This window comes from Streptomyces sp. NPDC048269, assembly GCF_040652395.1.
GTDB lineage: Bacteria > Actinomycetota > Actinomycetes > Streptomycetales > Streptomycetaceae > Streptomyces.
This window is the reverse complement of record NZ_JBEZLW010000021.1, coordinates 78,805-104,442: the sequence shown is the minus strand read 5'-3', so window position 1 is coordinate 104,442 and position 25,638 is coordinate 78,805. Positions and strand designations below refer to the sequence as shown.

27 protein-coding genes are annotated in these 25,638 nt (G+C 72.1%); 12 read left to right on the top strand and 15 right to left on the bottom strand.

Translation table 11 applies throughout. The features are described from left to right. Positions 1-412: 412 nt before the first annotated feature. The 3 genes from bioD to bioB are packed head-to-tail and all read right to left on the bottom strand — an operon-like array spanning position 413 to position 3,746. Positions 413-1,174, bottom strand: coding sequence for a dethiobiotin synthase (gene bioD / locus AB0D48_RS22920; RefSeq protein ID WP_362399853.1), 762 nt, complete (start codon positions 1,172-1,174; stop codon positions 413-415). A gap of 9 nt (positions 1,175-1,183) precedes the next feature. After that, positions 1,184-2,506, bottom strand: a complete 1,323-nt coding sequence (locus AB0D48_RS22915; RefSeq protein ID WP_362399850.1) for an adenosylmethionine--8-amino-7-oxononanoate transaminase — start codon at positions 2,504-2,506, stop codon at positions 1,184-1,186. Beyond that, positions 2,499-3,746 (bottom strand): biotin synthase BioB, encoded by a 1,248-nt coding sequence (bioB, locus tag AB0D48_RS22910; RefSeq protein ID WP_362399847.1) that lies wholly within the window; start codon positions 3,744-3,746, stop codon positions 2,499-2,501. The genes AB0D48_RS22915 and bioB overlap by 8 nt, the downstream gene beginning before the upstream one ends. Positions 3,747-3,902: 156 nt before the next feature. Between bioB and AB0D48_RS22905 the strand changes: the two genes are divergently transcribed. Next, positions 3,903-5,075, top strand: a complete 1,173-nt coding sequence (locus AB0D48_RS22905; RefSeq protein ID WP_362399844.1) for an 8-amino-7-oxononanoate synthase — start codon at positions 3,903-3,905, stop codon at positions 5,073-5,075. 6 nt (positions 5,076-5,081) lie between these two features. On the opposite strand, the gene AB0D48_RS22900 is transcribed toward AB0D48_RS22905, so the two are convergent. Both AB0D48_RS22900 and AB0D48_RS22895 read right to left on the bottom strand, forming a co-directional pair. Further along, positions 5,082-5,303: a DUF397 domain-containing protein gene (locus AB0D48_RS22900; protein WP_362399841.1), complete on the bottom strand. Its 222-nt coding sequence runs from the start codon at positions 5,301-5,303 to the stop codon at positions 5,082-5,084. A 12-nt stretch (positions 5,304-5,315) separates the two neighbouring features. Continuing rightward, positions 5,316-6,200 carry a helix-turn-helix transcriptional regulator gene (locus AB0D48_RS22895; protein WP_362399838.1) on the bottom strand — a complete coding sequence of 295 codons (885 nt, stop codon included), beginning with the start codon at positions 6,198-6,200 and terminating at the stop codon, positions 5,316-5,318. A gap of 197 nt (positions 6,201-6,397) precedes the next feature. Between AB0D48_RS22895 and AB0D48_RS22890 the strand changes: the two genes are divergently transcribed. The 8 genes from AB0D48_RS22890 (at position 6,398) to AB0D48_RS22855 (ending at position 13,544) form a co-directional block, all read left to right on the top strand. Further along, the gene (locus AB0D48_RS22890) at positions 6,398-6,847 is read left to right on the top strand and encodes an ATP-binding protein (RefSeq protein ID WP_362399835.1); all 450 of its coding nucleotides are present in this window, start codon (positions 6,398-6,400) and stop codon (positions 6,845-6,847) included. A 282-nt stretch (positions 6,848-7,129) separates the two neighbouring features. Beyond that, complete coding sequence (locus AB0D48_RS22885) at positions 7,130-7,432, top strand: urease subunit gamma (RefSeq protein ID WP_362399832.1); 303 nt, start codon at positions 7,130-7,132, stop codon at positions 7,430-7,432. A gap of 14 nt (positions 7,433-7,446) precedes the next feature. Next, the gene (locus AB0D48_RS22880; protein WP_362399829.1) at positions 7,447-7,758 is read left to right on the top strand and encodes an urease subunit beta; all 312 of its coding nucleotides are present in this window, start codon (positions 7,447-7,449) and stop codon (positions 7,756-7,758) included. After that, positions 7,751-9,472 carry an urease subunit alpha gene (locus tag AB0D48_RS22875; RefSeq protein WP_362399827.1) on the top strand — a complete coding sequence of 574 codons (1,722 nt, stop codon included), beginning with the start codon at positions 7,751-7,753 and terminating at the stop codon, positions 9,470-9,472. The genes AB0D48_RS22880 and AB0D48_RS22875 overlap by 8 nt, the downstream gene beginning before the upstream one ends. Positions 9,473-9,488: 16 nt before the next feature. Beyond that, complete coding sequence (locus AB0D48_RS22870) at positions 9,489-10,163, top strand: urease accessory UreF family protein (protein WP_362399824.1); 675 nt, start codon at positions 9,489-9,491, stop codon at positions 10,161-10,163. Positions 10,164-10,205: 42 nt separating this feature from the next. After that, a complete protein-coding gene (gene ureG / locus AB0D48_RS22865) occupies positions 10,206-10,901 on the top strand; it encodes an urease accessory protein UreG (RefSeq protein WP_362399821.1) in 696 nt (231 codons plus the stop codon). Continuing rightward, positions 10,898-11,695, top strand: coding sequence for an urease accessory protein UreD (locus AB0D48_RS22860; protein ID WP_362399818.1), 798 nt, complete (start codon positions 10,898-10,900; stop codon positions 11,693-11,695). Before ureG ends, AB0D48_RS22860 begins: the two co-directional genes overlap by 4 nt. A 250-nt stretch (positions 11,696-11,945) precedes the next feature. Beyond that, entirely contained in the window at positions 11,946-13,544 is a 1,599-nt protein-coding gene (locus AB0D48_RS22855) for an alpha/beta hydrolase (RefSeq protein ID WP_362399882.1), read from the top strand. Between the two features lie 38 nt (positions 13,545-13,582). Here AB0D48_RS22855 and AB0D48_RS22850 read toward each other — a convergent pair whose 3' ends face one another. The 6 genes from AB0D48_RS22850 to AB0D48_RS22825 form a co-directional block, all read right to left on the bottom strand. Beyond that, positions 13,583-14,293: a lysophospholipid acyltransferase family protein gene (locus AB0D48_RS22850; protein ID WP_362399815.1), complete on the bottom strand. Its 711-nt coding sequence runs from the start codon at positions 14,291-14,293 to the stop codon at positions 13,583-13,585. Between the two features lie 115 nt (positions 14,294-14,408). Beyond that, positions 14,409-14,567 carry a hypothetical protein gene (locus AB0D48_RS22845; RefSeq protein ID WP_030660429.1) on the bottom strand — a complete coding sequence of 53 codons (159 nt, stop codon included), beginning with the start codon at positions 14,565-14,567 and terminating at the stop codon, positions 14,409-14,411. A gap of 32 nt (positions 14,568-14,599) precedes the next feature. Next, positions 14,600-15,556, bottom strand: a complete 957-nt coding sequence (locus AB0D48_RS22840; RefSeq protein ID WP_362399812.1) for a cytochrome c oxidase assembly protein — start codon at positions 15,554-15,556, stop codon at positions 14,600-14,602. Positions 15,557-15,645: 89 nt separating this feature from the next. Beyond that, a complete protein-coding gene (locus tag AB0D48_RS22835; protein WP_362399809.1) occupies positions 15,646-16,671 on the bottom strand; it encodes a 6-phosphofructokinase in 1,026 nt (341 codons plus the stop codon). Positions 16,672-16,885: 214 nt separating this feature from the next. After that, positions 16,886-17,614, bottom strand: coding sequence for a glutamine amidotransferase (locus AB0D48_RS22830; RefSeq protein WP_362399806.1), 729 nt, complete (start codon positions 17,612-17,614; stop codon positions 16,886-16,888). Between the two features lie 29 nt (positions 17,615-17,643). Then, positions 17,644-18,882 (bottom strand): MurT ligase domain-containing protein, encoded by a 1,239-nt coding sequence (locus AB0D48_RS22825; RefSeq protein ID WP_362399803.1) that lies wholly within the window; start codon positions 18,880-18,882, stop codon positions 17,644-17,646. Between the two features lie 123 nt (positions 18,883-19,005). On the opposite strand from AB0D48_RS22825, the gene def reads away from it, so the two are divergent. Further along, entirely contained in the window at positions 19,006-19,560 is a 555-nt protein-coding gene (gene def / locus AB0D48_RS22820; RefSeq protein ID WP_362399800.1) for a peptide deformylase, read from the top strand. 65 nt (positions 19,561-19,625) lie between these two features. On the opposite strand, the gene AB0D48_RS22815 is transcribed toward def, so the two are convergent. Continuing rightward, complete coding sequence (locus AB0D48_RS22815) at positions 19,626-20,270, bottom strand: TetR family transcriptional regulator (RefSeq protein WP_362399797.1); 645 nt, start codon at positions 20,268-20,270, stop codon at positions 19,626-19,628. A 206-nt stretch (positions 20,271-20,476) separates the two neighbouring features. Between AB0D48_RS22815 and AB0D48_RS22810 the strand changes: the two genes are divergently transcribed. Beyond that, entirely contained in the window at positions 20,477-21,709 is a 1,233-nt protein-coding gene (locus AB0D48_RS22810; protein WP_362399793.1) for an acyl-CoA dehydrogenase family protein, read from the top strand. 43 nt (positions 21,710-21,752) lie between these two features. Here the strand turns inward: AB0D48_RS22810 and AB0D48_RS22805 are convergent, their stop codons facing one another. Both AB0D48_RS22805 and AB0D48_RS22800 read right to left on the bottom strand, forming a co-directional pair. Beyond that, a complete protein-coding gene (locus AB0D48_RS22805) occupies positions 21,753-22,499 on the bottom strand; it encodes a hypothetical protein (protein ID WP_362399790.1) in 747 nt (248 codons plus the stop codon). A gap of 67 nt (positions 22,500-22,566) precedes the next feature. After that, positions 22,567-23,004 carry an SRPBCC family protein gene (locus AB0D48_RS22800; protein WP_362399788.1) on the bottom strand — a complete coding sequence of 146 codons (438 nt, stop codon included), beginning with the start codon at positions 23,002-23,004 and terminating at the stop codon, positions 22,567-22,569. 156 nt (positions 23,005-23,160) lie between these two features. Here AB0D48_RS22800 and AB0D48_RS22795 point away from each other — a divergent pair, with 156 nt between their 5' ends. Further along, entirely contained in the window at positions 23,161-23,346 is a 186-nt protein-coding gene (locus AB0D48_RS22795; RefSeq protein ID WP_362399785.1) for a DUF5999 family protein, read from the top strand. Between the two features lie 146 nt (positions 23,347-23,492). On the opposite strand, the gene AB0D48_RS22790 is transcribed toward AB0D48_RS22795, so the two are convergent. Continuing rightward, entirely contained in the window at positions 23,493-25,517 is a 2,025-nt protein-coding gene (locus AB0D48_RS22790) for an NB-ARC domain-containing protein (protein ID WP_362399782.1), read from the bottom strand. Between the last annotated feature and the right edge of the window lie 121 nt (positions 25,518-25,638).

Here is a 25,638-nt window from a genome sequence, read left to right as displayed (position 1 = left end):
GCGGACCTCCGGGGCGGGGGCGGCGTACGGAGCCGTACCCTCCAGCGTGCCCGGATCGCCGGCGCTCATCCCTGGCCGTACGGGTGCGGGGCCGCCGCTGGCTCCGCCGCGGACCGCGCCTCAAACGCCGGCGGGGCTGGAATGTGCCCGGCGGCGCCGAAAGTCGGGGCTCCGCCCCGAACCGCGTGCCGCAAAGTTCGGCGGGGGCTGGACCGTGCCCGGCGACGGGATCGTGCCGGGCCGGGCTGGGTCGTGCCCCGGGGGGAGAGAGAGGTCGGGGCTCCGCCCCGGCCCGCGTGCCTCGAAGACCTGCGGGGACTGGGATGTGCTCGGCGACGGGATCGTGCCGGGCAGGGCTGGGTCGTGTGCCCGTGGGGATGAGAGGTCGGGGCCCGGGTTGGGCCCCGGTGCCTCAAGCGTCGGCGGGGCTGGGTGGTGCGGTGGGGATGAAGGGCGGTGGGGACCAAGTGGTCAGGAAGGCGTCCGGGGACCAGGTGCCCGCGAGGGTGGGGGTGAGCCAGGTGGGGGACGTGGTGCGGAAGCGAGGCGGGGGGAGGGTGCCCGAGCCGGCCGGGATCGCGCCCAGGAGGGGGAGGCCCGAGGACTTCGGGAGGTCCGCCAGGTTGCAGCGGGAGGCCAGGTCCGGGGTGGCCGGCCAGCTGCCGACCACCACCCCGAGCGCCGTCAGGTCCCGGGCCCGGAGGGCCTCCGCCGACAGGACGGTGGAGTTGAGGGTTCCCAGCCCCGCCGGGGCGACGAGCAGGGTCGGGGCGTCGAGCAGGCGGGCCGCGTCGGCCAGGGTGTGGCCGGCCTCGTCGAAGCGGACCAGCAGCCCGCCCGCGCCCTCCACCAGGACCAGGTCGTGGGACAGGGCGAGCCGGTCCGCGGCCTCCGCGACGGCGGCCGGGGAGACCGTGGGCAGGCCCGCGCGACGGGCGGCCGTGTCCGGGGCCAACGGCTCCGGGTAGCGGGCCAGTTCCACCGCCGTGACGGAGGGGCCGGCCAGCCGGACCACCTCGGCGGCGTCCCCCGGCTCGGCCGGGCCGACGCCCGTCTGGGCGGGCTTGAGCACCGCGACCGAGCGGCCGGCCGCGACCGCGGCGGCCGCGATCGCCGCCGTGACCACCGTCTTGCCGATCTCCGTGCCCGTGCCGGACACGATCAGTACGGACATGTCGTCTTCTCAGCCTTCCTGCGCCGCCGCGGTCACCGCGCGGCAGATGCGGGCCACATCGGCGTCGCCCGTGACGAACGGCGGCATGGTGTAGATCAGGTCGCGGAACGGGCGCAGCCACACACCCGCGCGGACCGCCGCCCGGGTGGCCGCCGCGAGGTCGACCTCGTGGTCCAGCTGGACCACGCCGATCGCGCCCAGGACGCGTACGTCCCGTACGCCCGGGATCGAGGCGGCCTCCGCGAGACCTTCGCGCAGGTCCGCCTCGATCCGCTTGACCTCGGTCGCCCAGTCCTGGCCCAGGAGGAGGTCGATCGAGGCGAGCGCCACGGCGGTGGCGAGGGGGTTGCCCATGAAGGTCGGCCCGTGCGCCAGCACCGGGACGTCGCCCTGTGAGATCCCGTCGGCGACCCGCGCCGTGCAGAGGGTCGCGGCGAGGGTGAGGTAACCGCCCGTCAGGGATTTGCCCAGGCAGATCACGTCCGGGGTGATCGCCGCGTGGTCCGCGGCGAAGAGGGCGCCGGTGCGGCCGAAGCCCGTCGCGATCTCGTCCAGGATGAGGAGGACGTCGTACTCGTCGCACAGGTCGCGCAGCACCCGCAGGTAGGCCGGGTTGTGGAAGCGCATGCCGCCCGCGCCCTGTACGACCGGCTCCACGATGACGGCGGCCAGCTCGTCGGCGTGCGCGGCGATCAGGGAGCGCAGGTGGTCGGCGTACGCCGGGTCCACCGGGGTGTCGAAGCCGCCGGGCGGCGCGTCCGCGAAGACCTGCCGCGGCAGGTGACCCTGCCACAGCTCGTGCATGCCGCCCTCGGGGTCGCAGACGGCCATCGGCTGCCAGGTGTCCCCGTGGTAGCCGCCGCGCCAGGTCAGCAGCCGGGTCTTGCCCGTCCTGCCCAGCGAACGCCAGTACTGCAGGCACATCTTGACCGCGACCTCGACGGACACCGAGCCCGAGTCGCAGAGGAAGACGTGCTCCAGGCCCGGCGGTGTGATCTCGACGAGCTTCGCGGCGAGCCGGACGGCGGGCTCATGGGTGAGCCCGCCGAACATCACGTGTGACATGCGGCCAAGCTGCGCGGTCGCGGCCTCGTTCAGCACCGGGTGGTTGTAGCCGTGGATCGCCGACCACCAGGAGGACATGCCGTCGACCAGCTCGTCGTGGCCCTGCCCCTGGGACGGTTCGGCGAGCCGCAGCCGCACCCCCGAGGCGGAGGCGATGACCAGCGGATCCTGGCGCCCGGGCATCGGGCCGTACGGGTGCCACACGTGCTGCCGGTCCAGCGCGAGCAGTTCCGCGCCGGCCGACAGGGGGCGGAGCTGCTCAGGCATTGGGGGCGACGTCCGTTCCCGCCCCACGGCGGCGGACCGCCACCAGGTCCGAGCGGACCTCACCGGCATCCGCCTGCGCCGGGAGGGGTGCGGCCTCCCCGTGGCCGGAGCAACCGCCGCAGGCAGAGCCGCAGCCGGCGTCGCCGACGGTGTCGCCGGAGCCCGCGGAACCGCAGACCGAGCCGGCGCCGGCGTGCGAACCGCAGCCGCCGCCGGTGGCCGCGGCCGCCACGTCGGAGCGGTGCGCGGGCAGGGTCGTCGTACCGGCGCCCTCCACCTCGAAACCGGCGTCCGCGATCATGTCGAGGTCGACCTGGCCGGCCTGGCCCTCACTGGTGAGGTAGTCGCCGAGGAAGATCGAGTTGACGATGTGCAGGGCCAGCGGCTGCATCGAGCGCAGGTGCACCTCGCGGCCGCCCGCGAGGCGGACCTCGACGTCGGGGCAGACGAAGCGCACCATCGCGAGGATCCGCAGGGCGCGCTGCGGGGTGAGGTTCCACTCCTTGGCGAGCGGGGTGCCCTCGAACGGGATCAGGAAGTTGACCGGCACCGAGTCCGAGTCCAGCTCGCGCAGCGAGTAGACGACGTCGACGAGGTCCTCGTCGCTCTCGCCCATGCCCGCGATCAGACCGGAGCAGGCCGACAGGCCGGCGGCGTGCGCCTTTTGCACCGTGTCGACCCGGTCCGCGTAGGTGTGGGTCTTGGTGATCTGCCCGTACGTGGCCTCGGAGGTGTTGAGGTTGTGGTTGTACGCGTCCGCGCCCGCGTCGCGCAGCCGCTCCGCCTGGCCGTCCGAGAGCAGACCCAGGCAGGCGCAGACCTCCACGCCCTCGTTCTGCTCCTTGATCGCGGCGATCGTCTTGCCGACGCGCTCCACGTCCCGGTCCGTCGGCCCGCGGCCGCTCGCGACCAGGCAGACCCGCTTCGCGCCGCCCGCGACACCGGCGGCCGCGGCCTGGGAGGCCTCCTCCGGCTTCAGCCAGGTGTACTTGAGGATCTCGGCCTTGGAACCCAGGCGCTGGGAACAGTACGAGCAGTCCTCCGGGCACAGGCCCGACTTCAGGTTGACCAGGTAGTTCAGCTTGACTCGACGCCCGAACCACTGGCGGCGCACCTTGCCGGCCGCGGCCACCACGTCGAGCAGTTCGTCGTCAGAAGTCGCCAGTACGGCGAGCGCCTCTTCGCGGGTCGGCAGCTCGCGCCGCAGCCCCTTGTCCACCAGGGTGTTCAGCAGGTCCATGAATCCGATCCTGTCCCACACGACCACTCCCGGCCAAGGAGAGATCGCACAACATGGCCGGATGGGTGTGTGTGTATCGCCACACCTGGCGCACAAGTCACGGCGACTAGGGTCGGGCAGGTCTGTGGACTGCCGACAAAACACGAGGACCTGCCGATGCCCCAGCACACTCCCGATCCCGTGGACGTCTTCTCCTGGATCGATGCCGCGGAAAGCGCCCGTGAACAGGCCGGACTGGTCCGTACGCTGCGCCCGCGGCCGGCGTCCTCGCCGTTGCTGGACCTCGCGAGCAACGACTACCTCGGTCTGACCCGGCACCCCGAGACGATCCGCGGCGCACGGGAGGCGGCCGAGCGATGGGGAGGCGGAGCCACCGGTTCCCGCCTCGTGACGGGCACGACCGAGCTTCACGCGGAGCTCGAGCGGGAGCTCGCCGCCTTCTGCGGATTCGAGGCCGCGCTCGTCCTGTCCTCCGGCTACGCGGCCAACCTCGCCGCGGTCACCGCGCTCAGCGGCCGGGGCACCCTGGTCGTCTCCGACGCCGGGAACCACGCCTCGATCGTCGACGGCTGCCGCCTCTCGCGCGCCGAGACCGCCGTTGTCCCGCACTCCGACCCGGCCACCGCGCGCAAGACGCTCGCCACGCACGAGGGCCGGGCGCTGCTGGTCACCGACTCGGTGTTCTCGGTGGACGGCGACGCCGCGCCGCTCGCCGGCTATGCCGCAGCCTGCCGGGACGAGGGCGCGGCCCTGGTCGTGGACGACGCACACGGTCTGGGCGTGCTGGGGGAGGGCGGCCGCGGCGCGCTGCACGCCGCCGGACTCGCGGGCGCGCCCGGCGTGGTCGCCACCCTCACCCTCTCGAAGTCGATGGGCAGCCAGGGCGGCGCCGTGCTCGGCCCGGCCAAGGTTATCCGGCACCTGATCAACACCGCGCGGACCTTCATCTTCGACACCGGGCTGGCCCCGGCCGCCGCGGGTGCGGCGCTGGCGAGCCTGCGCCTGCTCCAGCGGGAACCGGAACGCGCCGCCCGCGCCCGCGAGGTGGCCGCCCAGCTGTACGAGCGGCTCACCGCGTCCGGCCTGACCGCGGCCCGGCCGGACGCGGCCGTGGTGTCGGTACGGGCCCCGTCGGCTTCGGCGGCACTGCGCTGGGCCGCCGACTGCCGCGAGGCAGGTCTGTCCGTGGGGTGCTTCCGGCCGCCGTCCGTGCCGGACGGCATCTCCCGGCTGCGGCTGACCGCACGGGCCGATCTCACGGGGGACGAGATCAACCGGGCTGTCGGGACGATCCTTGCGACCGCACCCGCCGGAGCCACGGACCGGTAGGCGGAGTTACGGGAGCAGGTCCGCCCGGACGGAGACGAGGAAGCCGTCCCAGGCCGGCCCGGTGAAGAGCACGGCCGGGCCGTCCGTCCGCTTGGAGTCGCGGACGGCCAGCAGGCCGCCACCGAGCACGGCCGCTTCCACACAGTTGTTCATTCCGGTACTGCGGCTGCTCCGCCGCCACCGCGCGCTGATCAGAAGTCCGCTGGTGGATAAGGGGGTTGCGGACACGGGGGTGCCTCCTTACGCGTCGTCAGCAAGTGAGCTGATGAGATCCGACGAGTCCTGGGGCGGGAGGGCGTGCGCCTGAATGGTGCGGAACGCGGCGCTGTACGCCTCAAGGTCTTCCTTCCGCTCCAGATAGAGGCTACTCGTCAAATGGTCGAGTACCACCACATCCAGATCGGCGATGTTCGGAAATGAGAAGATGACGAACGGTCCGGTGAGGCCGAGATGGCCCCCCACGCTGAACGGCAGTACCTGCAGCCGTACTTGAGGCAACCGCCCCACCCGCACCAGGTGCCGCAGCTGCTCCGCCATCACCCCGGGCCCGCCGATCTGCCGGCGCAGCACCGCCTCGTCCAGTACGGCGCTCAGCTCCAGCGGCGGATCGGCCCGCAGCACCGCCTGCCGTGCCAGCCGTACGTCGACCAGCGCGTCCACCTTCGGCTCCGGCAGCCCGCCCAGCGCGGCCCGCGTCACCGCGCGCGCGTACTCCGCCGTCTGCAACAGTCCGGGAACCACGGAAAGCTCCACCGTGCGCGCCGCCCGGGCGCCCGCCTCCAGGCTGATGAAGTCCCGGTACTCCTGCGGCAGCAGCCCCCGGTAGTCGTGCCACCACTGGCGGCCCCGCCCGGTGTCGCCCCCCGGACCCGGTCCGGCCGCCGAGGCCGACAGCGCCTCCAGCAGCGCGCGCTGCTCGGAGCTCACGATCTCTCCGTAGGCGTCGAGGAGCAGCCGGATGTCCTCCGGCTTGACCCCGCTGCGCCCCGTTTCTATGCGGCTGATCTTCGACTGGTGCCATCCCACGATCCTGGCGGCCTCACCACTGGTGAGACCGCTCCGGTCGCGCAGGGCACGCAGTTCCTCGCCGAGCTTGCGCCGACGCACCGCGGGACCGTGCTGCACACCCGCCTCCTTCCACCGGCACAGCTCGCACCAGTCTGCCGTCCAAATAGGCTCTTCCGTAGCAGAGTTCACCGCATTGAGCGACAGATATATGCATATCTTGGGGGATCGGCACAAACGGCTGGACGATGGGTGGCACTCTGGCGTCCAGCACAGATCCGGGGCGGCTCGACCCCGGTGGGAAAGGGACCGTCGCCATGGCAGACCACCAGGAAGCATCCGTCACTCTGCCGAGCGATCCCGCCTCGGTCGCCACCGCCCGTCGCTACGTGGCGGAGGTGCTGGGCGAATGGGGACTGCCCGACGACGCCGACACCGCCGACAGCGTCCGGCTGATCGTGTCGGAACTCGCCACCAACGCCGTACAGCACACGTTCGGCCAGTCGCCCACCTTCACCGTCGACGTCCGTCTGGAGCGCGAGGAGTGGCTGCGCATCGGCGTGACCGACAGCCACCCGCGCTGGCCCAAGCGGCTCCCGGCGGCGGTCCAGCAGGACAACGGCCGCGGCATGGTCATCATCCGCTGGCTCACCGCCGAAGCGGGCGGCAGGCTCTCGGTCACCCCCACCGAGGAGGGGGGCAAGACGGTCTGGATCGCACTGCCCTGGACGGTCGGCGCCCCGGCCAGGAGCGCCACCGGCTGCTGACCGTATACGGGAGCACGATTCCGGGGCCGGTGAGTTGAACCGGGTGCTTTCCCGAAACGTGGGTTAACGCGACGGAAAAGCGCGACGCCTAGCGTGGCGCCACGTTCGTCCGCCAATGATCACCCATGATCCGGTAAAGCGGCGGTGGTCGGGACGGAAAGCCTTTCTCTGCGTTGGGCAAGACACGCTTGGCTCGGATATGTGCAGGTCAACAAAGTGTTGACGGCCAGTAGGGTCGCCCCGGCGCGCTGTTGATCTTGTCCCGGAAGCTTGGTGATACCTGTGCAACTGACACCGCACGAGCAGGAGAGACTGCTCATCCACGTGGCGGCCGACGTGGCCGAGAAGCGAAAGGCGCGCGGGGTACGCCTCAACCACCCCGAGGCGATCGCCCTGATCACCTCGCACATCCTCGAAGGCGCCCGCGACGGGCGGACGGTGGCCGAGCTCATGGCCTCCGGCCGGACCGTACTGGGCCGCCAGGACGTCATGGAGGGGATCCCCGAGATGATCCACGACGTCCAGGTCGAGGCCACCTTCCCGGACGGCACCAAGCTCGTCACCGTCCACGACCCGATCGTCTGAAGGGGAGTACCCGCATGATCCCCGGCGAAATCGCCTACGGGGACGGCCCGGTGCTCCTCAACCAGGGCCGCCCCGTCACCCGCCTCACCGTGCTCAACGCCGCCGACCGGCCCGTCCAGGTCGGCTCCCACTACCACTTCGCCGAGGCCAACCCCGGCCTCGACTTCGACCGCTCCGCCGCCCGCGGCCTGCGGCTCAACATCGCCGCCGGCACCGCCGTGCGCTTCGAGCCGGGCATCCCGGTCGCGGTGGAACTCGTACCGCTGGGGGGCTCGCGCACCGTACCGGGACTGCGCGGGGAGACCGGAGGCCCCCTCGATGGCTGAGCTCTCCCGCCAGACGTACGCCGACCTGTTCGGGCCAACGACGGGTGACCGGATCCGGCTGGCCGACACCGACCTCTTCGTCGAGATCGAGCAGGACCTCAGCGGCGGCCCCGGCCGGGCGGGCGACGAGGCCGTTTTCGGCGGCGGCAAGGTGATCCGCGAATCCATGGGGCAGGCCCGCACCACCCGGGCCGAGGGAGCTCCCGACACCGTGATCACCGGGGTCGTCGTCCTCGACCACTGGGGCATCGTCAAGGCCGACGTCGGCATCCGCGACGGCCGGATCTGCGGCATCGGCAAGGCCGGCAACCCCGACACCATGGACGGGGTGGAGCCCACCCTGGTCATCGGTCCCGAGACCGAGATCATCGCGGGCAACGGGAAGATCGTCACGGCCGGCGCCATAGACGCCCACGTGCACTTCATCTCGCCGACGGTCATCGACGAGGCTCTGGCCTCAGGCATCACCACCCTCGTCGGAGGCGGCACCGGTCCCGCCGAGGGCACGAAGGCCACCACCGTCACCCCCGGACCCTGGCACCTGGCCCGGATGTTCGCGTCGCTGGAGGCCTACCCCGTCAACATCGGCCTGCTCGGCAAGGGCAACACCATGTCCCGCGAGGCCATGTACTCCCAACTGCGCGGCGGCGCCCTCGGCTTCAAGATCCACGAGGACTGGGGGTCCACCCCCGCCGTCATCGACGCATGCCTGAGCGTCTGTGACGAGACCGGCGCCCAGGTCGCCATACACACCGACACCCTCAACGAGGCCGGATTCGTCGGCGACACCCTCGCCGCCATCGCCGGGCGGACCATCCACTCGTACCACACCGAAGGCGCGGGCGGCGGCCACGCCCCCGACATCATCACCGTGGTCTCCGAGCCCAACATCCTGCCCAGCTCCACCAACCCGACCCGGCCGCACACCGTCAACACCGTCGAGGAACACCTCGACATGCTGATGGTCTGCCACCACCTCAACCCGGCCGTCCCCGAGGACCTCGCCTTCGCCGAGTCCCGGATCCGGCCCTCGACCATCGCCGCCGAGGACGTCCTGCACGACCTCGGCGCCATCTCGATCATCTCCTCCGACTCCCAGGCCATGGGCCGGGTCGGCGAGGTCGTCCTGCGCACCTGGCAGACCGCCCACGTGATGAAGAAGCGGCGCGGCTTCCTCCCCGGCGACGGGCCCGCCGACAACCATCGGGCCCGCCGCTACGTCGCCAAGTACACGATCAACCCCGCGGTCGCCCAGGGCCTCGCCCGCGAGATCGGCTCGGTCGAGACCGGCAAACTCGCCGACCTGGTGCTGTGGAACCCCGCCTTCTTCGGGGTCAGGCCCGAACTGGTCATCAAGGGCGGCCAGATCGCCTACGCGCAGATGGGCGACGCCAACGCCTCCATCCCCACCCCGCAGCCGGTGCTGCCCCGCCCGATGTTCGGCAGCCACGGCCGCGCGCCCGCCCTGAACTCGCTGAACTTCACCGCGCAGGCCGCGCTCGACGACGGACTGCCCGACCGGCTCGGCCTCGGCAAGGCCTTCGTGGCCATCGAGAACACGCGCAAGGTCGGCAAGGCGGACATGCGCAACAACGACGCCATGCCGAGGGTCGAGGTGGACGCCGACACCTTCACGGTCACCATCGACGGCGAGGCCGTGGAACCGGCGCCCGCGGCCGAGCTGCCCATGGCGCAGAGATACTTCCTCTTCTGATGAGAGGTCTCTCCCGATGAGCCTCGCCGCGCTGCTCGTCCTCGCCGACGGCCGCTTCCCCGCCGGGGGCCATGCGCACTCCGGCGGGGCCGAGGCCGCCTGCAAAGCGGGCCGGATCCACGACGCCGCCACCCTGGAGGACTTCTGCCGGGGCCGGCTGCACACCGCCGGACTCACCGCCGCCGCCCTCGCCGCGGCCGCCGCGCTCGGGCTCGACCCGGCGGAGCTCGACGCCGCGGCCGACGCCCGCACCCCCTCGCCCGCCCTGCGCACCGCAGGCCGGCGCCTGGGCCGCCAGCTGCTGCGGGCCGCCCGGGCCACCTGGCCCGCCTCCGAACTGGAGGCACTGGCCGCCGCGTTCCCGCGCGGCGCCCACCAGCCCGTGGTGCTCGGCCTCACCGCCCGGGCGGCCGGGCTCGGGCCGATGGACGCCGCGCACGTGGCGGCGTACGAGGCAGTCGGCGGCCCGGCCACCGCGACCGTGCGGCTGCTGGGCCTGGACCCCTTCGAGGCGAGCGGGGTCCTGGCCCGCCTCGCCCCCGAACTCGACGCCGTCGCGGCCCGGGCTGCCGAGGCCGCGCAGCGGGCTCTGGCGGAGGGTGTGGACGCCCTGCCCGCGGCCTCCTCGCCCCTGCTGGAGATCGCGGCCGAGGTCCATGCCGACTGGCCGGTACGCCTCTTCGCCTCCTGAGCGCCCCGACCGGCCATCCAGAGCACCCCCAAGGAGAACCCCATGCATCTCGACCACGGCGTGACCTACCCCCACCGGCACACCCACGGCGCCGACCCGGTCCGTGCCGACGGCACCCGGCGCGCCCTGCGCATCGGACTCGGCGGACCCGTCGGCTCCGGCAAGACCGCCACCGTCGCCGCCCTGTGCCGCGCCCTGCGCGCCGAACTCTCCATGGCCGTCGTCACCAACGACATCTACACGCGCGAGGACGCCGAGTTCCTGCTCCGTGAGGCCGTCCTGCCGCCCGAGCGGATCGCCGCCGTCGAGACCGGGGCATGTCCGCACACCGCCATCCGCGACGACATCTCCGCCAACCTGGAGGCCGTCGAGGACCTGGAGGACGCCTTCCGGCAGAGCGGCCCGCTCGACCTGATCCTGGTCGAGTCCGGCGGCGACAACCTCACCGCCACCTTCTCCCGGGGGCTCGTCGACGCGCAGGTCTTCGTCATCGACGTGGCCGGCGGGGACGACATCCCGCGCAAGGGCGGTCCCGGCGTCACCACCGCCGACCTCCTCGTCGTGAACAAGACCGACCTCGCGCCCCACGTCGGCTCCGACCTCGGCCGGATGGCCCGCGACGCCGCCGCGCAGCGCGGTGAACTGCCCGTCGTGTTCCAGTCGCTGCGCAGTCCCGAGGGCGTGGCCCCGGTGGCCGCCTGGGTGCGCGAGCGGGTCGCCGCCTGGGTCGTACGGTGATCCACGCGGCCCCCGTCACCCTGCCCCCGGCGGGCCTGCGGGCCACCGCCCGCATCCGCGCCGAGGCCGACGGGCGGGGCGGTACCGCGCTGCCGCTGCTCGCCGGGGAAGGGCCGCTCGCCCTGCGCCGTACGCGGGGGACCGCCGCCGAGGCCGGAGTCATGCTGGTCGGCGCCATGAGCGCCCCGCTGGGCGGGGACCACCTCACCGTCGAGGCCGCCGCCGGACCCGGCGCGCACCTCGCCCTCGCGTCGGCGGCGGCGACCCTGGCCCTGCCCGGCCGGGGCGGTGAGCCCGCGCGGTACGACGTACACCTGGCCCTGGAGGACGGCGCGTCGGTGCGGTGGCTGCCGGAGCCGCTGGTCTCCGTGCGCGGCAGCGACCTGCGGGTGCGCACAAAGGTCCAACTGGCGCCGACGGCACGGCTGGTGTTGCGCGAGGAACAGGTACTGGGGCGCTGCGGGGAGGCCCCGGGCCTGCTCCGCAGCCGGCTCACCGCCACCCGTGGCGGGCGCCCGCTCCTGGACCAGGAGCTGGCCTGCGGACCCGGGGCGCCCGGCGGCTGGGACGGCCCGGCGGGACTCGCGGGGCACCGGGCGATCGGCCAACTCCTGGTCGTCGACCCGGCCTTCGCCCAGGCCCCGCCCCCGGCGACGGTGCTGGGAGAGTTCGCCGTGGTCACGCCACTGGCCGGCCCGGGCGTCCTGGTGACGGCCCTGGCCCCGGACGCTCTGCGGCTGCGGGAGCTGCTGGACGCGGCGGCCCGTACCTACGGCCCGTCGTCGCAAGGGTAGTTCCGGGACGAATCAGACACCGCTCAGCGGTACTCACTTCTCCGGTTATCGGGTTGGCAAAGAAGTCGACCCCGCTCTGTCGCCCGGTCCGGGTCAGGCGCAAGGATCCCCCTGCACGCCGACGACCGACATCGGACCGGATCCGGCCGCCCACGGCGGCGACTGACGCAGGGGGAACAACCACGTGATACGCAACGCGGCGCTGGGGAGCGCCGCCACACTGATCACCGGCACGCTGGCGGCGGGCCTTATGCTCGCGCCGTCCGCCTCGGCGGCCTCGGCCGGCCGTGACAACGGGGCCGCGGAGGCGGTGGGCGTCCAGATCGCCGCCGCCCGCGCCGCCCGCACCGGGATCGAGTGGAAGGACTGTCCCGCGGACTGGGGCTTCGAAAAGCCCATCCAGTGCGGCTGGGTGAAGGTCCCGCTCGACTACACCAAGCCGTTCGGCAAGACCATCGAGCTCGCCGTCGACCGCATCGGCAGCACGGGCACCAAGGAGGAGCGCCAGGGTGCGCTCGTCTACAACCCCGGCGGCCCCGGCGGCTCCGGCATGCGCTTCCCGCGCCGGGTCACCACCAAGAGCCCGCTGTGGGTCAACGCCTCCAAGGCGTACGACTTCGTGGGCTTCGACCCCCGCGGCGTCGGCCACTCCGCGCCCATCTCCTGCATCGACCCGCAGGAGTTCGTGAAGGCCCCCAAGGCCGACCCGGTCCCGGACACCGAGGCCGACAAGCGCGCCCAGCGCAAGCTCGCCGCCGAGTACGCGGACGGCTGCAAGGAGCGCAGCGGCGAGATGCTGCCGCACATGACCACGCCGAACACCGCACGCGACCTCGACGTCATCCGCGCCGCCCTCGGCGAGCAGAAGCTGAACTTCCTCGGCGTCTCCTACGGCACCTACATCGGCGGGGTCTACGCGACCCTGTTCCCGACCCACGTGCGCCGCATGATCGTCGACAGCGTGGTCAACCCGGCGCAGGACAACATCTGGTACGAGGCCAACCTCGGTCAGGACGTCGCCTTCCAGACCCGCTGGAACGACTGGCAGGACTGGGTCGCCAAGAACGACGCGGTCTTCCACCTCGGCGACACCCGCGCCAAGGTCGAGGCCAAGTACCAGGAGCTGCGCGCCAAGGCCAAGGCCAACCCGATCGGCGGGGTCGTCGGCCCGGCCGAGCTCATCGGCTTCTTCCAGGGCGCTCCGTACTACGACTCCTCGTGGGTGCCCGTCGCCCAGACCTTCGCCGCCTGGGCGGCCGGTGACGAGCAGGCGCTCGTCGACGCCATCGCCCCGGACATGTCGGACACCGCGGGCAACGCGGCGTCCGAGAACGGCAACGCCGTCTACACCGCGGTCGAGTGCGCCGACGCCAAGTGGCCCACCAGCTGGGCCAAGTGGGACCGGGACAACACCAAGCTGCACCAGAAGTACCCGTTCCTGACCTGGTCCAACGCATGGATGAACCTGCCCTGCGCGACCTGGAAGTCCAAGCAGAGCACCCCGATCGAGGTCGGTGCCAAGCGCGGTCTGGCCCCGGTGCTGATCGTCCAGTCCGAGCGGGACGCGGCCACGCCGTACGACGGCGCGGTCGAGCTGCACCGGCGTCTCGCCGGTTCGCGTCTGATCACCGAGCAGAACGCCGGCTCGCACGGTGTCACCAGCCTGGTGAACCCCTGCATCAACACGCGGGTCGACACCTACCTGCTGACCGGCAAGGTCGACGCCAAGGACGTGAAGTGCGCACCGCACGCCACTCCGGTCGCCCCCGCCCCGGTCGCGGCGAAGTCCCTCGCCGAGACCCCGGGCACCGGGCTCCCGGCCCTTGAGGAGCTCCCGGCCGTTCGCTAGACAAGGTCGCGAACCCCCGGGACGTGACGGGAGGAGGCTCAGCGCGACCGGCGCCGGGCCTTCTTCCGTTCCTCCTCTTCCTCTGCCTTCACCTCGGCCGCGTACCGGTCGACGTACTCCTGGCCGGACAGCCCGAGGATCGCGTACATGATCTCGTCGGTGACGGCCCGCAGCACGGCCCGCTCGCCCTCCAGGCCCGCGTACCGGGAGAAGTCCATCGGTTCGCCGAAGCGGATCGTCACCCGCCGGATCTTCGGGATCTTCTTCCCGGGAGGCTGGATCTCGAACGTGCCGACCATCGCGCACGGTACGACGGGCACCCCGGCCCCCAGGGCCATCGCGGCCACGCCCACCTTTCCCTTGTACAACCGCCCGTCGTGCGAGCGCGTGCCCTCCGGGTAGATGCCCAGCAGCTCGTCCTTGGCGAGTACCCCCAGCCCCTCGCGCAGGGCCGCCTGGCCGGCGTTCTTCCCGGAGCGGTCCACGGGGATCTGCCCCGCGCTGCGGAAGAAGGCGGCGGTGAGCCGGCCCTTGAGACCTGGGCCGGTGAAGTACTCGGCCTTCGCGAGGAAGGTGATCCGCCGCTTGAGGATCGCGGGCATCAGGAAGTGGTCGGAGAAGGAGAGGTGGTTGCCCGCGATGATCGCGGCCCCCTCCGCCGGGATGTTCTCCAGACCCTCGATCCGCGGCCTGAACAGCAGCCTGAGCAGCGGACCGAGCAATACGTGCTTGAGCAAGTGGTAGAACACCAGGCCGCTCCCGTCGATGTCCCGTTGTCACGGCCATCGTACGGACAGTCAGGGGGGTCCGGCAGATCGAGGACGCCCTTGATCACACACTGGCTTGATCGAACGCCTGTCCCGGTCAGGAACTGCGGGAGGCGGCCATCCCGGCGGTCAGCAGCCCCAGCACGACCCAGCCGAACCACAGCCAGCCGTTGCTGCCGAGGACCACGGAATACGTGGCGACGGCCACGAGGGCGGCGAAGGTCATCACTGCCATCGCCTTAACGGATCCGGTCATGCCCCATGGTGGCGCGCGAAGGCGGTGCTCCGCTACTGGCCACGCGCTCGGAGTGAGGCGAGATACGAGTTGTACGCCGCCAGCTCCTGGTCGCCGTTGCGGTCCTCGGCCCGGTCCGAGCGCTTCGCCGCGCGCTGCTCGGAGTGGTACCACTGGTAGACGAGGGCGATCAGCACCAGCACCGACGGGATCTCGCTGAAGGCCCAGGCGATGCCGCCGCCCCACTGCTGGTCGAGCAGCGCGTCGATGCCGAGGGAGGCCGGCGGGTTCTCGTACGTCTTGATCATCGGCTCGCTGGCCATCATCAGGGCGATGCCGAAGAAGGCGTGGAAGGGCATGCCGGCGAAGAGCTCCAGCATCCGCATCACGTAGCCGGGGCGGTGCGGGCCCGGGTCCACGCCCATGATCGGCCAGAAGAAGATCAGGCCGACGGCGAGGAAGTGCACCATCATCGCGATGTGTCCGGCCCCGGACTCCATGAGGAAGTCGAAGAGCGGGGTGAAGTACAGGCCGTAGAGGCTGGCGATGAACATCGGGATCGTGAAGGCCGGGTGGGTGACGATGCGCATGTAGCGGCTCTGCAGCAGCATCAGCAGCAGCTCGCGCGGCCCCTTGTGGCCGCGCGCGGCGGGCGGCAGCGCGCGCAGCGCCAGGGTCACCGGGGCGCCGAGGAGCAGCAGGATAGGAGTGATCATGCTGATCACCATGTGCTGGACCATGTGCACGCTGAACATGACCATGCCGTAGTCGTTCAGCTTGGTGCACATCACCAGGACCACGGTCAGCACGCCCGCCGTGAAGGCGACGGTCCGGCCCAGCGGCCAGGCGTCCCCGCGCCGCCGCAGCCGCAGCACGCCCCACCCGTACAGGGCGAGCCCCAGCAGGGGGCCGAAGAGGAAGAAGGCGTCGAAGGAGAACTCCAGCCCGCGCCCGAGAGTGAACGGCGGCAGGTCCATGTTCATGTCCATGCCGTGCCCGCTGTGATCCATCTGTTCACTCCCTTGCCTGTGGTGCCCCACCACAGTAGTGCCGCCCCCGCTCGCTCCTGCGCGCGGGGGCGGCCGTAACGGGCATACGGCTACAGAACCGTCTGGGCCTCGTCGTAGCGCTCGGCCGGGACCGTCTTGAGGGTCGAGGTCGCCTCGGCGAGCGGCACCATCACGATGTCCGTGCCGCGCAGCGCGGTCAGCATGCCGAACTCGCCCCGGTGGGCGGCCTCCACGGCGTGCCAGCCGAAGCGGGTGGCCAGGACCCGGTCGTACGCGGTGGGCGTGCCGCCGCGCTGGACGTGGCCCAGGATCACCGGCCGGGCTTCCTTGCCCAGGCGGTTCTCCAGCTCCACGGCGAGCGTGTTGCCGATGCCGGCGAACCGCTCGTGGCCGTACATGTCGGTGCCGCCCTCCTGGAAGTCCATCGAGCCGGGACGGGGCTTGGCGCCCTCGGCGACCACGACGATCGCGAACCGCTTGCCCGCGGAGAAGCGCTCGCCGACGATCGCCGTCAGCTCGTCGATGTCGAAGGGACGCTCCGGCACGACGATCGCGTGCGCGCCGGCCGCCATGCCCGAGTGCAGGGCGATCCACCCGGTGTGGCGGCCCATGACCTCCACGACCATCACGCGCTGGTGGGACTCGGCGGTGGTCTTCAGCCGGTCCAGCGCCTCGGTGGCGACCCCGACGGCGGTGTCGAAGCCGAAGGTGACGTCGGTGGAGGCGATGTCGTTGTCGATGGTCTTGGGGACACCGACGATCGGCAGACCGGCCTGCGAGAGCAGGTTCGCCGCCTTCAGGGTGCCCTCGCCGCCGATCGGGATGATCGCGTCGAGACCGAGGTCCGCGACGTGGCCGCGGGCGCGCTCCACACCGTCGCGCAGATGCGCGGGCTGGACCCGTGAGGAGCCGAGGATGGTGCCGCCGCGGGCGAGGATGCCGCCGACGGCGTCGAGGTCGAGCTTGCGGTAGTCCGCCTCCAGCAGGCCCTTCCAGCCGTCGTGGAAGCCGATCACCTCGTCGCCGTGGTCGACGACGGCGCGGTGCACGACGGAGCGGATGACGGCATTCAGGCCGGGGCAGTCGCCACCGGAAGTGAGCACACCTATGCGCATGGCAGGAGAGACCTTTGCAACGTGGGCCGACGACCGGACCACGTCGTCCGGTTGGAACTACGGCCACCCTACAAGCGGTGGAGCGGTGGACTGAACCATCCTCCACCTGCTGGTCGCACTCGTCGTACGAAACAGCCTCGGCCCGGTTCCCCCTAGGGAAAACCGGGCCGAACACATGATGGCGAGGCCGCCCCGATGAGCGGCCCGCAGGGCGCTACGCGGGCTGCGTCGCCGCCGCGATGCGCTCGGCGCGCAGCGCTTCGTACCACCGGTCGTCTATGGCCGGCAGCGCGTTGACGTCGAGGGCCAGCTTCAGCAGCAGGTCCGCGATCTGCGGGTTGCGGGCCATCACGGGGCCGTGCATGTAGGTGCCGAACACCGTGTCGTTGTACGCGCCTTCGGTGCCGTCGCCGGTGCCGTTGCCGCGGCCCATGCTGACCCGGGCGAACGGCCGGGCCGTCGGACCGAGGTGGGTGACGCCCTGGTGGTTCTCGAAGCCCGTCAGCTGCGGCAGGCCGAGGCGCGGGTCGATGTCGGCGAGGACGTCGCCGACGCACCGCTCGCCCTCACCGCGCAGGGTGACGACGTCCAGCAGGCCCAGGCCCTCCTGGCGCTGGCCCATGTCGTTGACGAACTCCTGGCCGAGGATCTGGTACCCGGCGCAGACGGAGAAGACGATCGCCCCGTTCGAGACGGCCCGCTCCAGACCGCCGTCGCGCAGCAGGCGCTCGGCTGCCAGCCGCTGCGGCCGGTCCTCACCGCCGCCGATCAGGTAGATGTCGCCCGAGGTGGGGATCGGCTGGTCGCTGCGCACGTCCACGCGCTGCACGTCCAGGCCGCGCTGGCGCGCCCGGCGCTCCACCACGAGGGCGTTGCCCTGGTCTCCGTACGTGCTGAGCAGGTCGGGGTAGACCCACACCAGACGCAGGCTGTTGTCGCTCATGCTCTTGTCCTCTGCGGTTCTGACGGGGGCTAGTTGCCGACGCGGCGGCGCACGTCCTGGAAGGCGGTGTAGTTCGCGATCAGCTCGATCTGGCCGGGCGGCGCGAGCTGCACGGCCTCGTCGAGGGTCTCGCACACCCGGAAGTCCAGGCCGGCGACCTCCAGGCGGACGGCAAGGTCCAGCTTGCGGTCACCGATCACGAAGATCGGGTGGCCGGCCAGGCGCGGGTAGTCGACGTCCCACAGCCAGGAGGTGTCGGTGCCGTCGGCGCCGCGTGCGTTCACCGAGAGGATCACCGGGGTGGGCGGCGGGTCGATCAGCGAAAACGTTTCGAGCCAGCCCGCCGGGTTCTTCGCGAGCAGCAGCCGCAGTTCACGGCCCTGGAAGTTCACCACGTCGTAGCGGCCGGCGACGGCCTGCACCTGGTACATCCGCTCCAGGGCGACCTGCGGCGGGACCCCGAAGACGGCGGCCACGGCGGCCGAGGTGGCGGCGTTGGCCTTGTTGGCGCGGCCCGGCAGCTGGAGGTGGATCGGCCAGGCCGACCCGTGCGGGTCCAGGACGTGGTCGCCGGAGAGGACCCAGCTGGGGGTGGGCCGGCGGAAACCGCACTCGCCGCAGAACCAGTCGTCACCCGGGCGCTGCATGACACCGCCGCAGGAGGGGCACGACCAGGCGTCGTCCTTCCACTCCTGGCCGGCCGCGACCCACACCACGTTCTGGGAGGAGGAGGCGGACCAGACGATCAGGGGGTCGTCGCAGTTGGCGACGATGACCGCCTTGGAGCCCGACAGGCCCTCGCGCCACTTCTCCGCGAGCATGCGGGTCTCGGCGGCGCGGTCCAGTTGGTCGCGGGAGAGGTTCAGCAGGGCGATCACCTTGGGGGTGACGTCCCTGGCCACCCCGGCCAGGTACTTCTCGTCGACCTCGATGACGCCGTACTTGGCGTCCGAGCCGCCCGCCAGAGCCGAGGTGATGCCCGCGGGCATGTTCGCGCCGAGGGCGTTGGAGACGACCGGACCGCTGGCCCGCAGGGCCTCCGCGATCAGCCGGGTCGTCGTGGTCTTGCCGTTCGTCGCGGAGACGAGGACGACATCGAGATGCTGCGCGAGCGCTCCGAGGAGATCGGGGTCGAGTTTGAGTGCGACCTTTCCACCGATCACCGATCCGCTTCCGCGTCCCGCGGCCCGCGACACCGCCGCCGCGGCCTTGCCCGCCGTCACGGCCAGCTTGGCCCGCGGCGAAAGCGGCTCCGTGTTGCCTGCCATCGTCCCTTGTCCTCCTTGCGTCGGTCGGCCCCAGCCTATCCAGTACCGGCCGGGGCCTTGACCGCGGCGCCCCCACGCCACGGCAGATCTCCTCATATATTCGCCCGTCGTACGCTTACGCCCATGCGACAGCGCCCCATCCCCGGTACCACCGGCCTCGTCCGCACCATGAGCCTGCTGGGCGATCCGGTGCTCCATTCCGCTTGCGCGGAGGTCACCGACTTCGGTCCGGCCCTCGACCGGCTCATCGAGGACATGTTCGCGACGATGTACGCCGCCGACGGCGTCGGTCTCGCCGCGAACCAGATCGGCGTCGGGCAGCGGGTGTTCGTCTACGACTGCCCCGACGACGAGGACGTCCGGCACGTCGGGCACATCGTCAACCCGCGGCTGGTCTCCGCCGACGGGGACGAGTTCGTCGGCCCCGAGGGCTGTCTGTCCCTGCCGGGGCTGGAGGCGGGAACCGCCCGCTTCGACCGGGCGGTCGTCGAAGGCGTCACCTCCGACGGCGCGGACGTACGGATCGAGGGGACCGGGTTCTTCGCGCGGTGCCTGCAGCACGAGTGCGATCACCTCGACGGCACCGTCTATGCGGACCGGGTGACGGGGCTCCGTGCCCGCAGGCTTCGCCGGGCGATCCGCAAGACCCCGTGGGGAGCCGGGGCGCCGCGCGGCTAGCCGTTCAGCTTCGCCGAGGCGGAAACCGGCCCCGCCGGCGGGGCCGCGTCCGGCTCCGGATGGGGTCAGAAGCCGGGGCCGTCCGCGCGGTTGCCCGCAGTGCCAAGGCGGCCCCAGAGGAGGTCGGTGAGGCCGGTGACGAGTTCCGCGCGTTCGCAGGGGCGTTCGCCGAGCCACCAGTCGCCGGCCGCGTGCATCATGCCGACGATGCCGTGTCCCCAGACGCGGGCCAGGCGTTCGCCGCCCGGGCCCAGGTCCACGCGCTCGCCGATGACCTCTGCCAGTTCCTCGCCGAGGCGGCGCAGCAGCGGGGCCGAGTGCAGGCCGACGTCGAAGCCGCGCTCCGCGCTCTGGGAGTCTTCGGCCGGGTGCATCAGGAAGCGGTAGACCTGCGGGCGGGCCTCGATGGCGGCGAGGTAGGTGTCGAGGGTGGCCTCCACCCGGCGGCGCCGCTCGGCGGGGGCGTCGAGCGCCGCCCGCAGCGAGTCGAGCAGGGCGTCGGTGTGCCGGACGGCGAGCGCCTGGTACAGGCCCGCCTTGTCGCCGAAGTGCCGGTAGAGGATCGGCTTCGTGATGCCGGCCTCCGCCGCGATGGCGTTCATGGAGGCCTTGGGGCCGTCCCTGAGCACGACCCGGTCGGCGGCTTCGAGCAGTTCCCGGCGCCGTCGCTCGGCCGCTCCCGGCTCGCCTGCCTGCTGCGTGGTCTCCATGATGTGTTCTTCTCTCCCCGCCCTTGCGATGTGCGTGACGCCCACGCAACGTAACACCCCGCACACCCGGGTGATCGAAGAGGCGGTGGCCCAGCGGCGCGACCGTCCGCGCTTGACACTGCTTACTGACCGGTAACAGACTGTGGCCCCGTGTTGGTTACCGCTAGTAACCTGCGCATGGACCAGTACAGACAGGTGGAGGGGACATGGCGGAGTTCACCATGGAGCTCAACGACGACCAGAAGCAGGTACGGGACTGGATCCACGGCTTCGCCGCCGACGTGATCCGGCCCGCGGCCGCGGAATGGGACGAGCGCGAAGAGACTCCCTGGCCCGTCATCCAGGAGGCCGCGAAGGTCGGCATCTACTCGCTGGACTTCTACGCCCAGCAGTTCTTCGACCCGACCGGCCTCGGCGTCCCGATGGCCATGGAGGAGCTCTTCTGGGGAGACGCGGGCATCGCCCTGTCGATCGTCGGCACCGGGCTCGCGGCCATCGGCGTCCTCGCCAACGGCACCGAAGAGCAGATCGGCACCTGGATCCCGCAGATGTACGGCGACCAGAACGACGTGAAGGTCGCCGCCTTCTGCTCCTCCGAGCCGGACGCGGGCTCCGACGTCGGCGCCATGCGCACCCGGGCCGTCTACGACCAGGCCAAGGACGAGTGGGTGCTCAACGGCACCAAGACCTGGGCGACCAACGGCGGCATAGCCAACGTCCACATCGTCGTCGCCGTCGTCGACCCGGAGCTCGGCACCAAGGGACACGCCTCCTTCATCGTGCCGCCCCACACCCCCGGCCTCTCCCAGGGCCAGAAGTTCAAGAAGCACGGCATCCGCGCCTCGCACACCGCCGAGGTGGTGCTGGAGGACGTACGGGTGCCCGGTTCCTGCTTGCTCGGCGGCAAGGAGAAGCTCGACGAGCGGCTCGCGCGGGCCCGTGAGCGGGCGCGCAGCGGCGGTGCGGGCGAGCGCGTGAAGAACGCGGCCATGGCGACCTTCGAGGCGTCCCGTCCGGCGGTCGGCGCCATGGCGGTCGGCACGGCGCGGGCCGCGTACGAGGTCGCCCTCGACTACGCCAGGACGCGCACGCAGTTCGGCCGCCCCATCATCGACAACCAGGGCGTGGCCTTCCAGCTCGCCGACATGCGGACGCAGATCGACGCGGCCCGGCTGCTGGTGTGGCGGGCGTCCTGGATGGCCGTAGCGGGCCGGCCGTTCACCTCGGCGGAGGGCTCGATGTCGAAGCTCTACGCGAGCGAGGTCGCGAAGAAGGTCACCGCCCAGGCGCTCCAGATCCTCGGCGGCAACGGCTTCACCCGCGAGTACCCGGTGGAGCGCATGCACCGCGACAGCGCCATCTACACGATCTTCGAGGGGACCAGCGAGATCCAGCGACTGGTGATCGCCCGCACGATTTCCGACATGCCGATCCGCTAGGCGCCGTGCATCCGCCCGTGGTGCGGAGGCCCGGATACGGGCCTCAGCGCCACGGGGCGAGGCACAGGGGCGCGGCCTCCAGGCTGCGCTCGGAGACGCTGATCAGTTCGCCCTCCGCGCAGGTCGCGCCGGGGGTGTCCAGCCGCTTGGTGATCCGGTACTTGGCCAGAGCGGAATCGCAGCCCTCGACGACCAGCTTCTCGGTGCGGAAGCGGTCCGCGTCCTGCACACACGTGCCCACGGCCAGCTCCCTCGGCCCGCTGTCGACGCCCGCCAGCAGGCCGGTCAGGAGCAGGGCCGGGAACGCGAGGAGCACGGCGAGCAACGGGACGAGGCCGGCCAGCGCCGGCGGGCGCCGCCACAGCGGCTTGCCCGGGTCGAGCGGGGGCATCGCGCCGCCCGCCGGCGGACCGAGCCTGCGCAGCCTGCCCCACGGGCCGAGGTTGGTCAGCAGCGTGACGGGCGTGATGAACAACGACAGCGGGCCCCACCAGCCCTGCCACAGGGTCTTCGCGGACATGTCGCGGACCACGGCGAGCCCGCAGTCCCGGCAGAACGGCCCCTTGCGGCTGAGGAACCGCATCAGCACGATCATCCCCTGATGGCCGTGGACCGTCGTGTCCGCGACGGGCAGCGCCCCGCAGACCCGGCAGCCGTACGCGCCCTGCTCCGGCGTGAGAGAGGTGTACGGGCCCGGGGGCTGGTGCGGCACGTACGGGCCGGTGTGCCAGGGCGGCTGATGCTGCCAGGAGTGCGGGCCGTGGTGCTGCGGCGGTGGCGGGGTGGCCACGGGAGATCCCCCTCGTGCTCGCGGCGATCACCGGTCGTGGTGACGGGTCGAACCCTAACCCCGGCCCCTACGCGCGCAGAATCCCGTGCAGGGCGCGGGAGAAGACGAACCGGCCGGCCGCCGCGACCACCGGGTCGAGCAGTCGGGGGAGCCCGCGCAGACGCAGTTCCTCGGTCCAGACGATCTCCGAGCCGCCCGCCGGAAGGGGACGGACCGCGATCTCCGCCCACCCCAGGACCACGCGGCCGTGTTTGACGACCTTCACGAGCCCCTCCGATACCCCGTCGGGCGGCCGCCAGGCCACGACCTCCATCGGATCGTCGAATGTGATCCTGCCCACGCCCGTGCGCGCCGTGAAGAGCGTTCCGACACGCGTCGGCGGCTCCGTCCTGATGATCGTCTGCGTGAAGGGCACCTGCGCGCCGTGGCGCTCCCAGTCCGTCAGGCGCAGCCAGGCCTCGAAGGCCGGCAAGTGCGTACGGTGAACGAACCGGATAGCGGGCATGAGCGCATGGTAATCGGGCATACACACCCTGAACTGGACTGCGGATATGGGTTCCGTCCGGGGGTGGCGATCAGCAATACTCACCGCCACCGTGGATCGCGGATTCGACCGGGTGACCACCGGCCCTCCCGCCCCACTTTGCGAGGAGGTGCGCCGATGTGCTCCCACCAGCCCCCCTGCCCTGCCGTAGACAGCGCAGACCACGATGCCGCCCGTACCGTGGCCTTCCACCCCGAACAGGGCTGGAGCCTGCTGTGCAACGGCGCCGTCGTCTTCGACGACACCGGTGAACTGCTCCCCGACGGCCGTGCGGTGGAACCCCGCCGCCCGGCCCTGGTCTGAGCGAGGAGGCAGCATGCGCCAGCAGCTGATCCGCAAGCCCGTCCCCAAGCCCGCCCCCCGAGACCTGGACCTGCGCACACCGTCGGGCAGGCCCCTCCCGTACTGACGGGAGCCCAGGACTTACGAGGGCGTTCACCGGCTGCCGGTCAGCCGGTGGACGCCGCGGCGCCGCCCCGGAACGCCGCCTCGAACGCGGCGTCACCGATCGACGCCCTGGCCTGCCGCTCGCCCTGGTCCCTCAGGGCCATCAGGGAGGGCGAGCCGCCCATCTGCGGCCGGCCGACCGTGCGCCACCAGACGTGCCCGGTGCCCAGCAGCCGCGCCGCCAGCTCCCCGTCGCCCAGTCCCGCCACCGCCGCGGCCAGCAGGTCCAGGCCCAGCGCGATGCCGAAGCGGTCGCCCAGCAGCCGTTTGCCGGACAGCATGGCCCGCACGTGCCGGGCCGCCTCCGCGTGGTCACCCAGGCCCAGCGCGGCCACCGCCAGAACGTAGTCCGCGTACGCCCGCAGCCAGCGCTCGCCCAGCTCCGTGCAGGACTCCCGCAGGTCCCCCGCCTCTTCTGTGGCCTCCTCGAAGCGCCGCAGATCGCACAGGGCGTAGCTGGTGACCAGCTTGCACAGGAGCCAGCCCGGGCCGCTCGTCCGCCCGCCGTGGCCTGCCCGCGCCCGGGGACCGGCCAGCGCGAGGGCCCGTACGGGGGCGCCCGGCATCAGCAGCGACACCGCGTGCAGGTAGGCAGCGCGCAGCTCCCGCTCGGGGTCCGCGAGCAGGGCCGCGGCCCGGGTGCACTCCTCACCGGTCCGACGTGCCGTGTCCATGTCGCCCTGGAGCAGGGCGGTGAGCCCGAGGGCCCACAGGGCCTGGTGGTGAGCGGCTCCCGTGGCCGGGGCGGCGTACAGCGCCCGTTCCAGGAAGCCGCGGCCCTCGTGCACGTGCCCGCACGCGAACCAGAAGAACCACAGCGCCCCGGCCATCTCCAGCGCCGCCGCCGGGTCGGAGCCCAGCAGATGCTCCAGGGCCGTACGCAGCTGCGCGTGCTCGGCGGTCATCCTGCGGTACCAGTCCACCTGCCCGGGGCCCAGCCAGCCCCGGTCGGCGGCCTGGGAGAGCGACCCGTACCAGTGGGCGTGCCGGTCGGCGACGATCCGCGTCTCGCCGAGCTCCTCCAGCCAGTCGTGACCGTACTCGCGGATCGTGTCCAGCATCCGGTAGCGGGATCCGGTACCCCGCTCCTCGGGGCGCCGGACGACGGACTTGGCGACCAGGCCCGCCAGTACCCGCTCGACCCGGGAGGCGGGCAGCGGGCCGCCCGCACACACGGCGCGGGCGGCGGCGACGTCGAAGTCCCCGGTGAAGACCGAGAGCCGGGCCCACAGCAGCCGTTCCAGCGGCTCGCACAACTCGTGGCTCCAGCCGATCGTGGTCCGCATCGTCTGGTGCCGGGGCAGCAGGACGGCCCGGGTGTCGGCGAGCACGTCGAAGCGCTCGCCGATCCGGGCGGCCATCTGTTCCAGCGTCCACAACCGCATCCGGGCCCCGGCCAGTTCCAGGGCGAGCGGGATACCGTCCAGGCGGCGGCACAGCTCGGCCGCGACCGCGCTCCGGCCGGCGTCCTCGAAGGCGGCCGACGCCTGCGGGGTGGCCGCGAGAGCACGGGCGCGGAAGAGGGCGAGGGCGTCGCTGTCGGGCCCTTCGCAGGGCAGCGGGCGGATCTCGACGACCTCCTCGCACGGGGAGCCGAGCGGCTCGCGGGAAGTGATCAGGACCGTCAGCCCGGGTGCGGACTGGAGGAGTTCACCCACCAGGTGCCGGCAGTCGGTCACCAGGTGCTCGCAGGTGTCCAGAACGAGGAGGAGTTCCTTGTCGGCCATCCACGCGCACAACTCCTCGTCGAGGGAACGTGCGGAGTGGTCGGCGAGGCCGACGGCGTGGGCCACGGTCGTGGCGAGCAGGGCGGGGTCGCGCAGCGGCGACAGCTCCACCCACCAGACGCCGTCGCGCCGCGCCCCGTTGGCCGTGGTGACGGCCCGCAGGGCGAGCCGGGACTTGCCGACGCCGCCCACCCCGGTGAGCGTGACCAGCCTGCGCTCGCGCAACAGGCCGCAGAGGAGGCGGAGTTCACGGTCCCGGCCGACGAAGCTCGCCGATTCCGGCGGGAGGTTCCCCGGCACGGGGGCGGAGTCTGGCGCAGCGCCGCCGCCAGCGGAATCTGCCTGATTGTTGTTGACCGAGTACTCACCGAACACGGAAGTATTGTGCGTGATCTTCTTTCGTGGCAATGCCGTTCAGGCC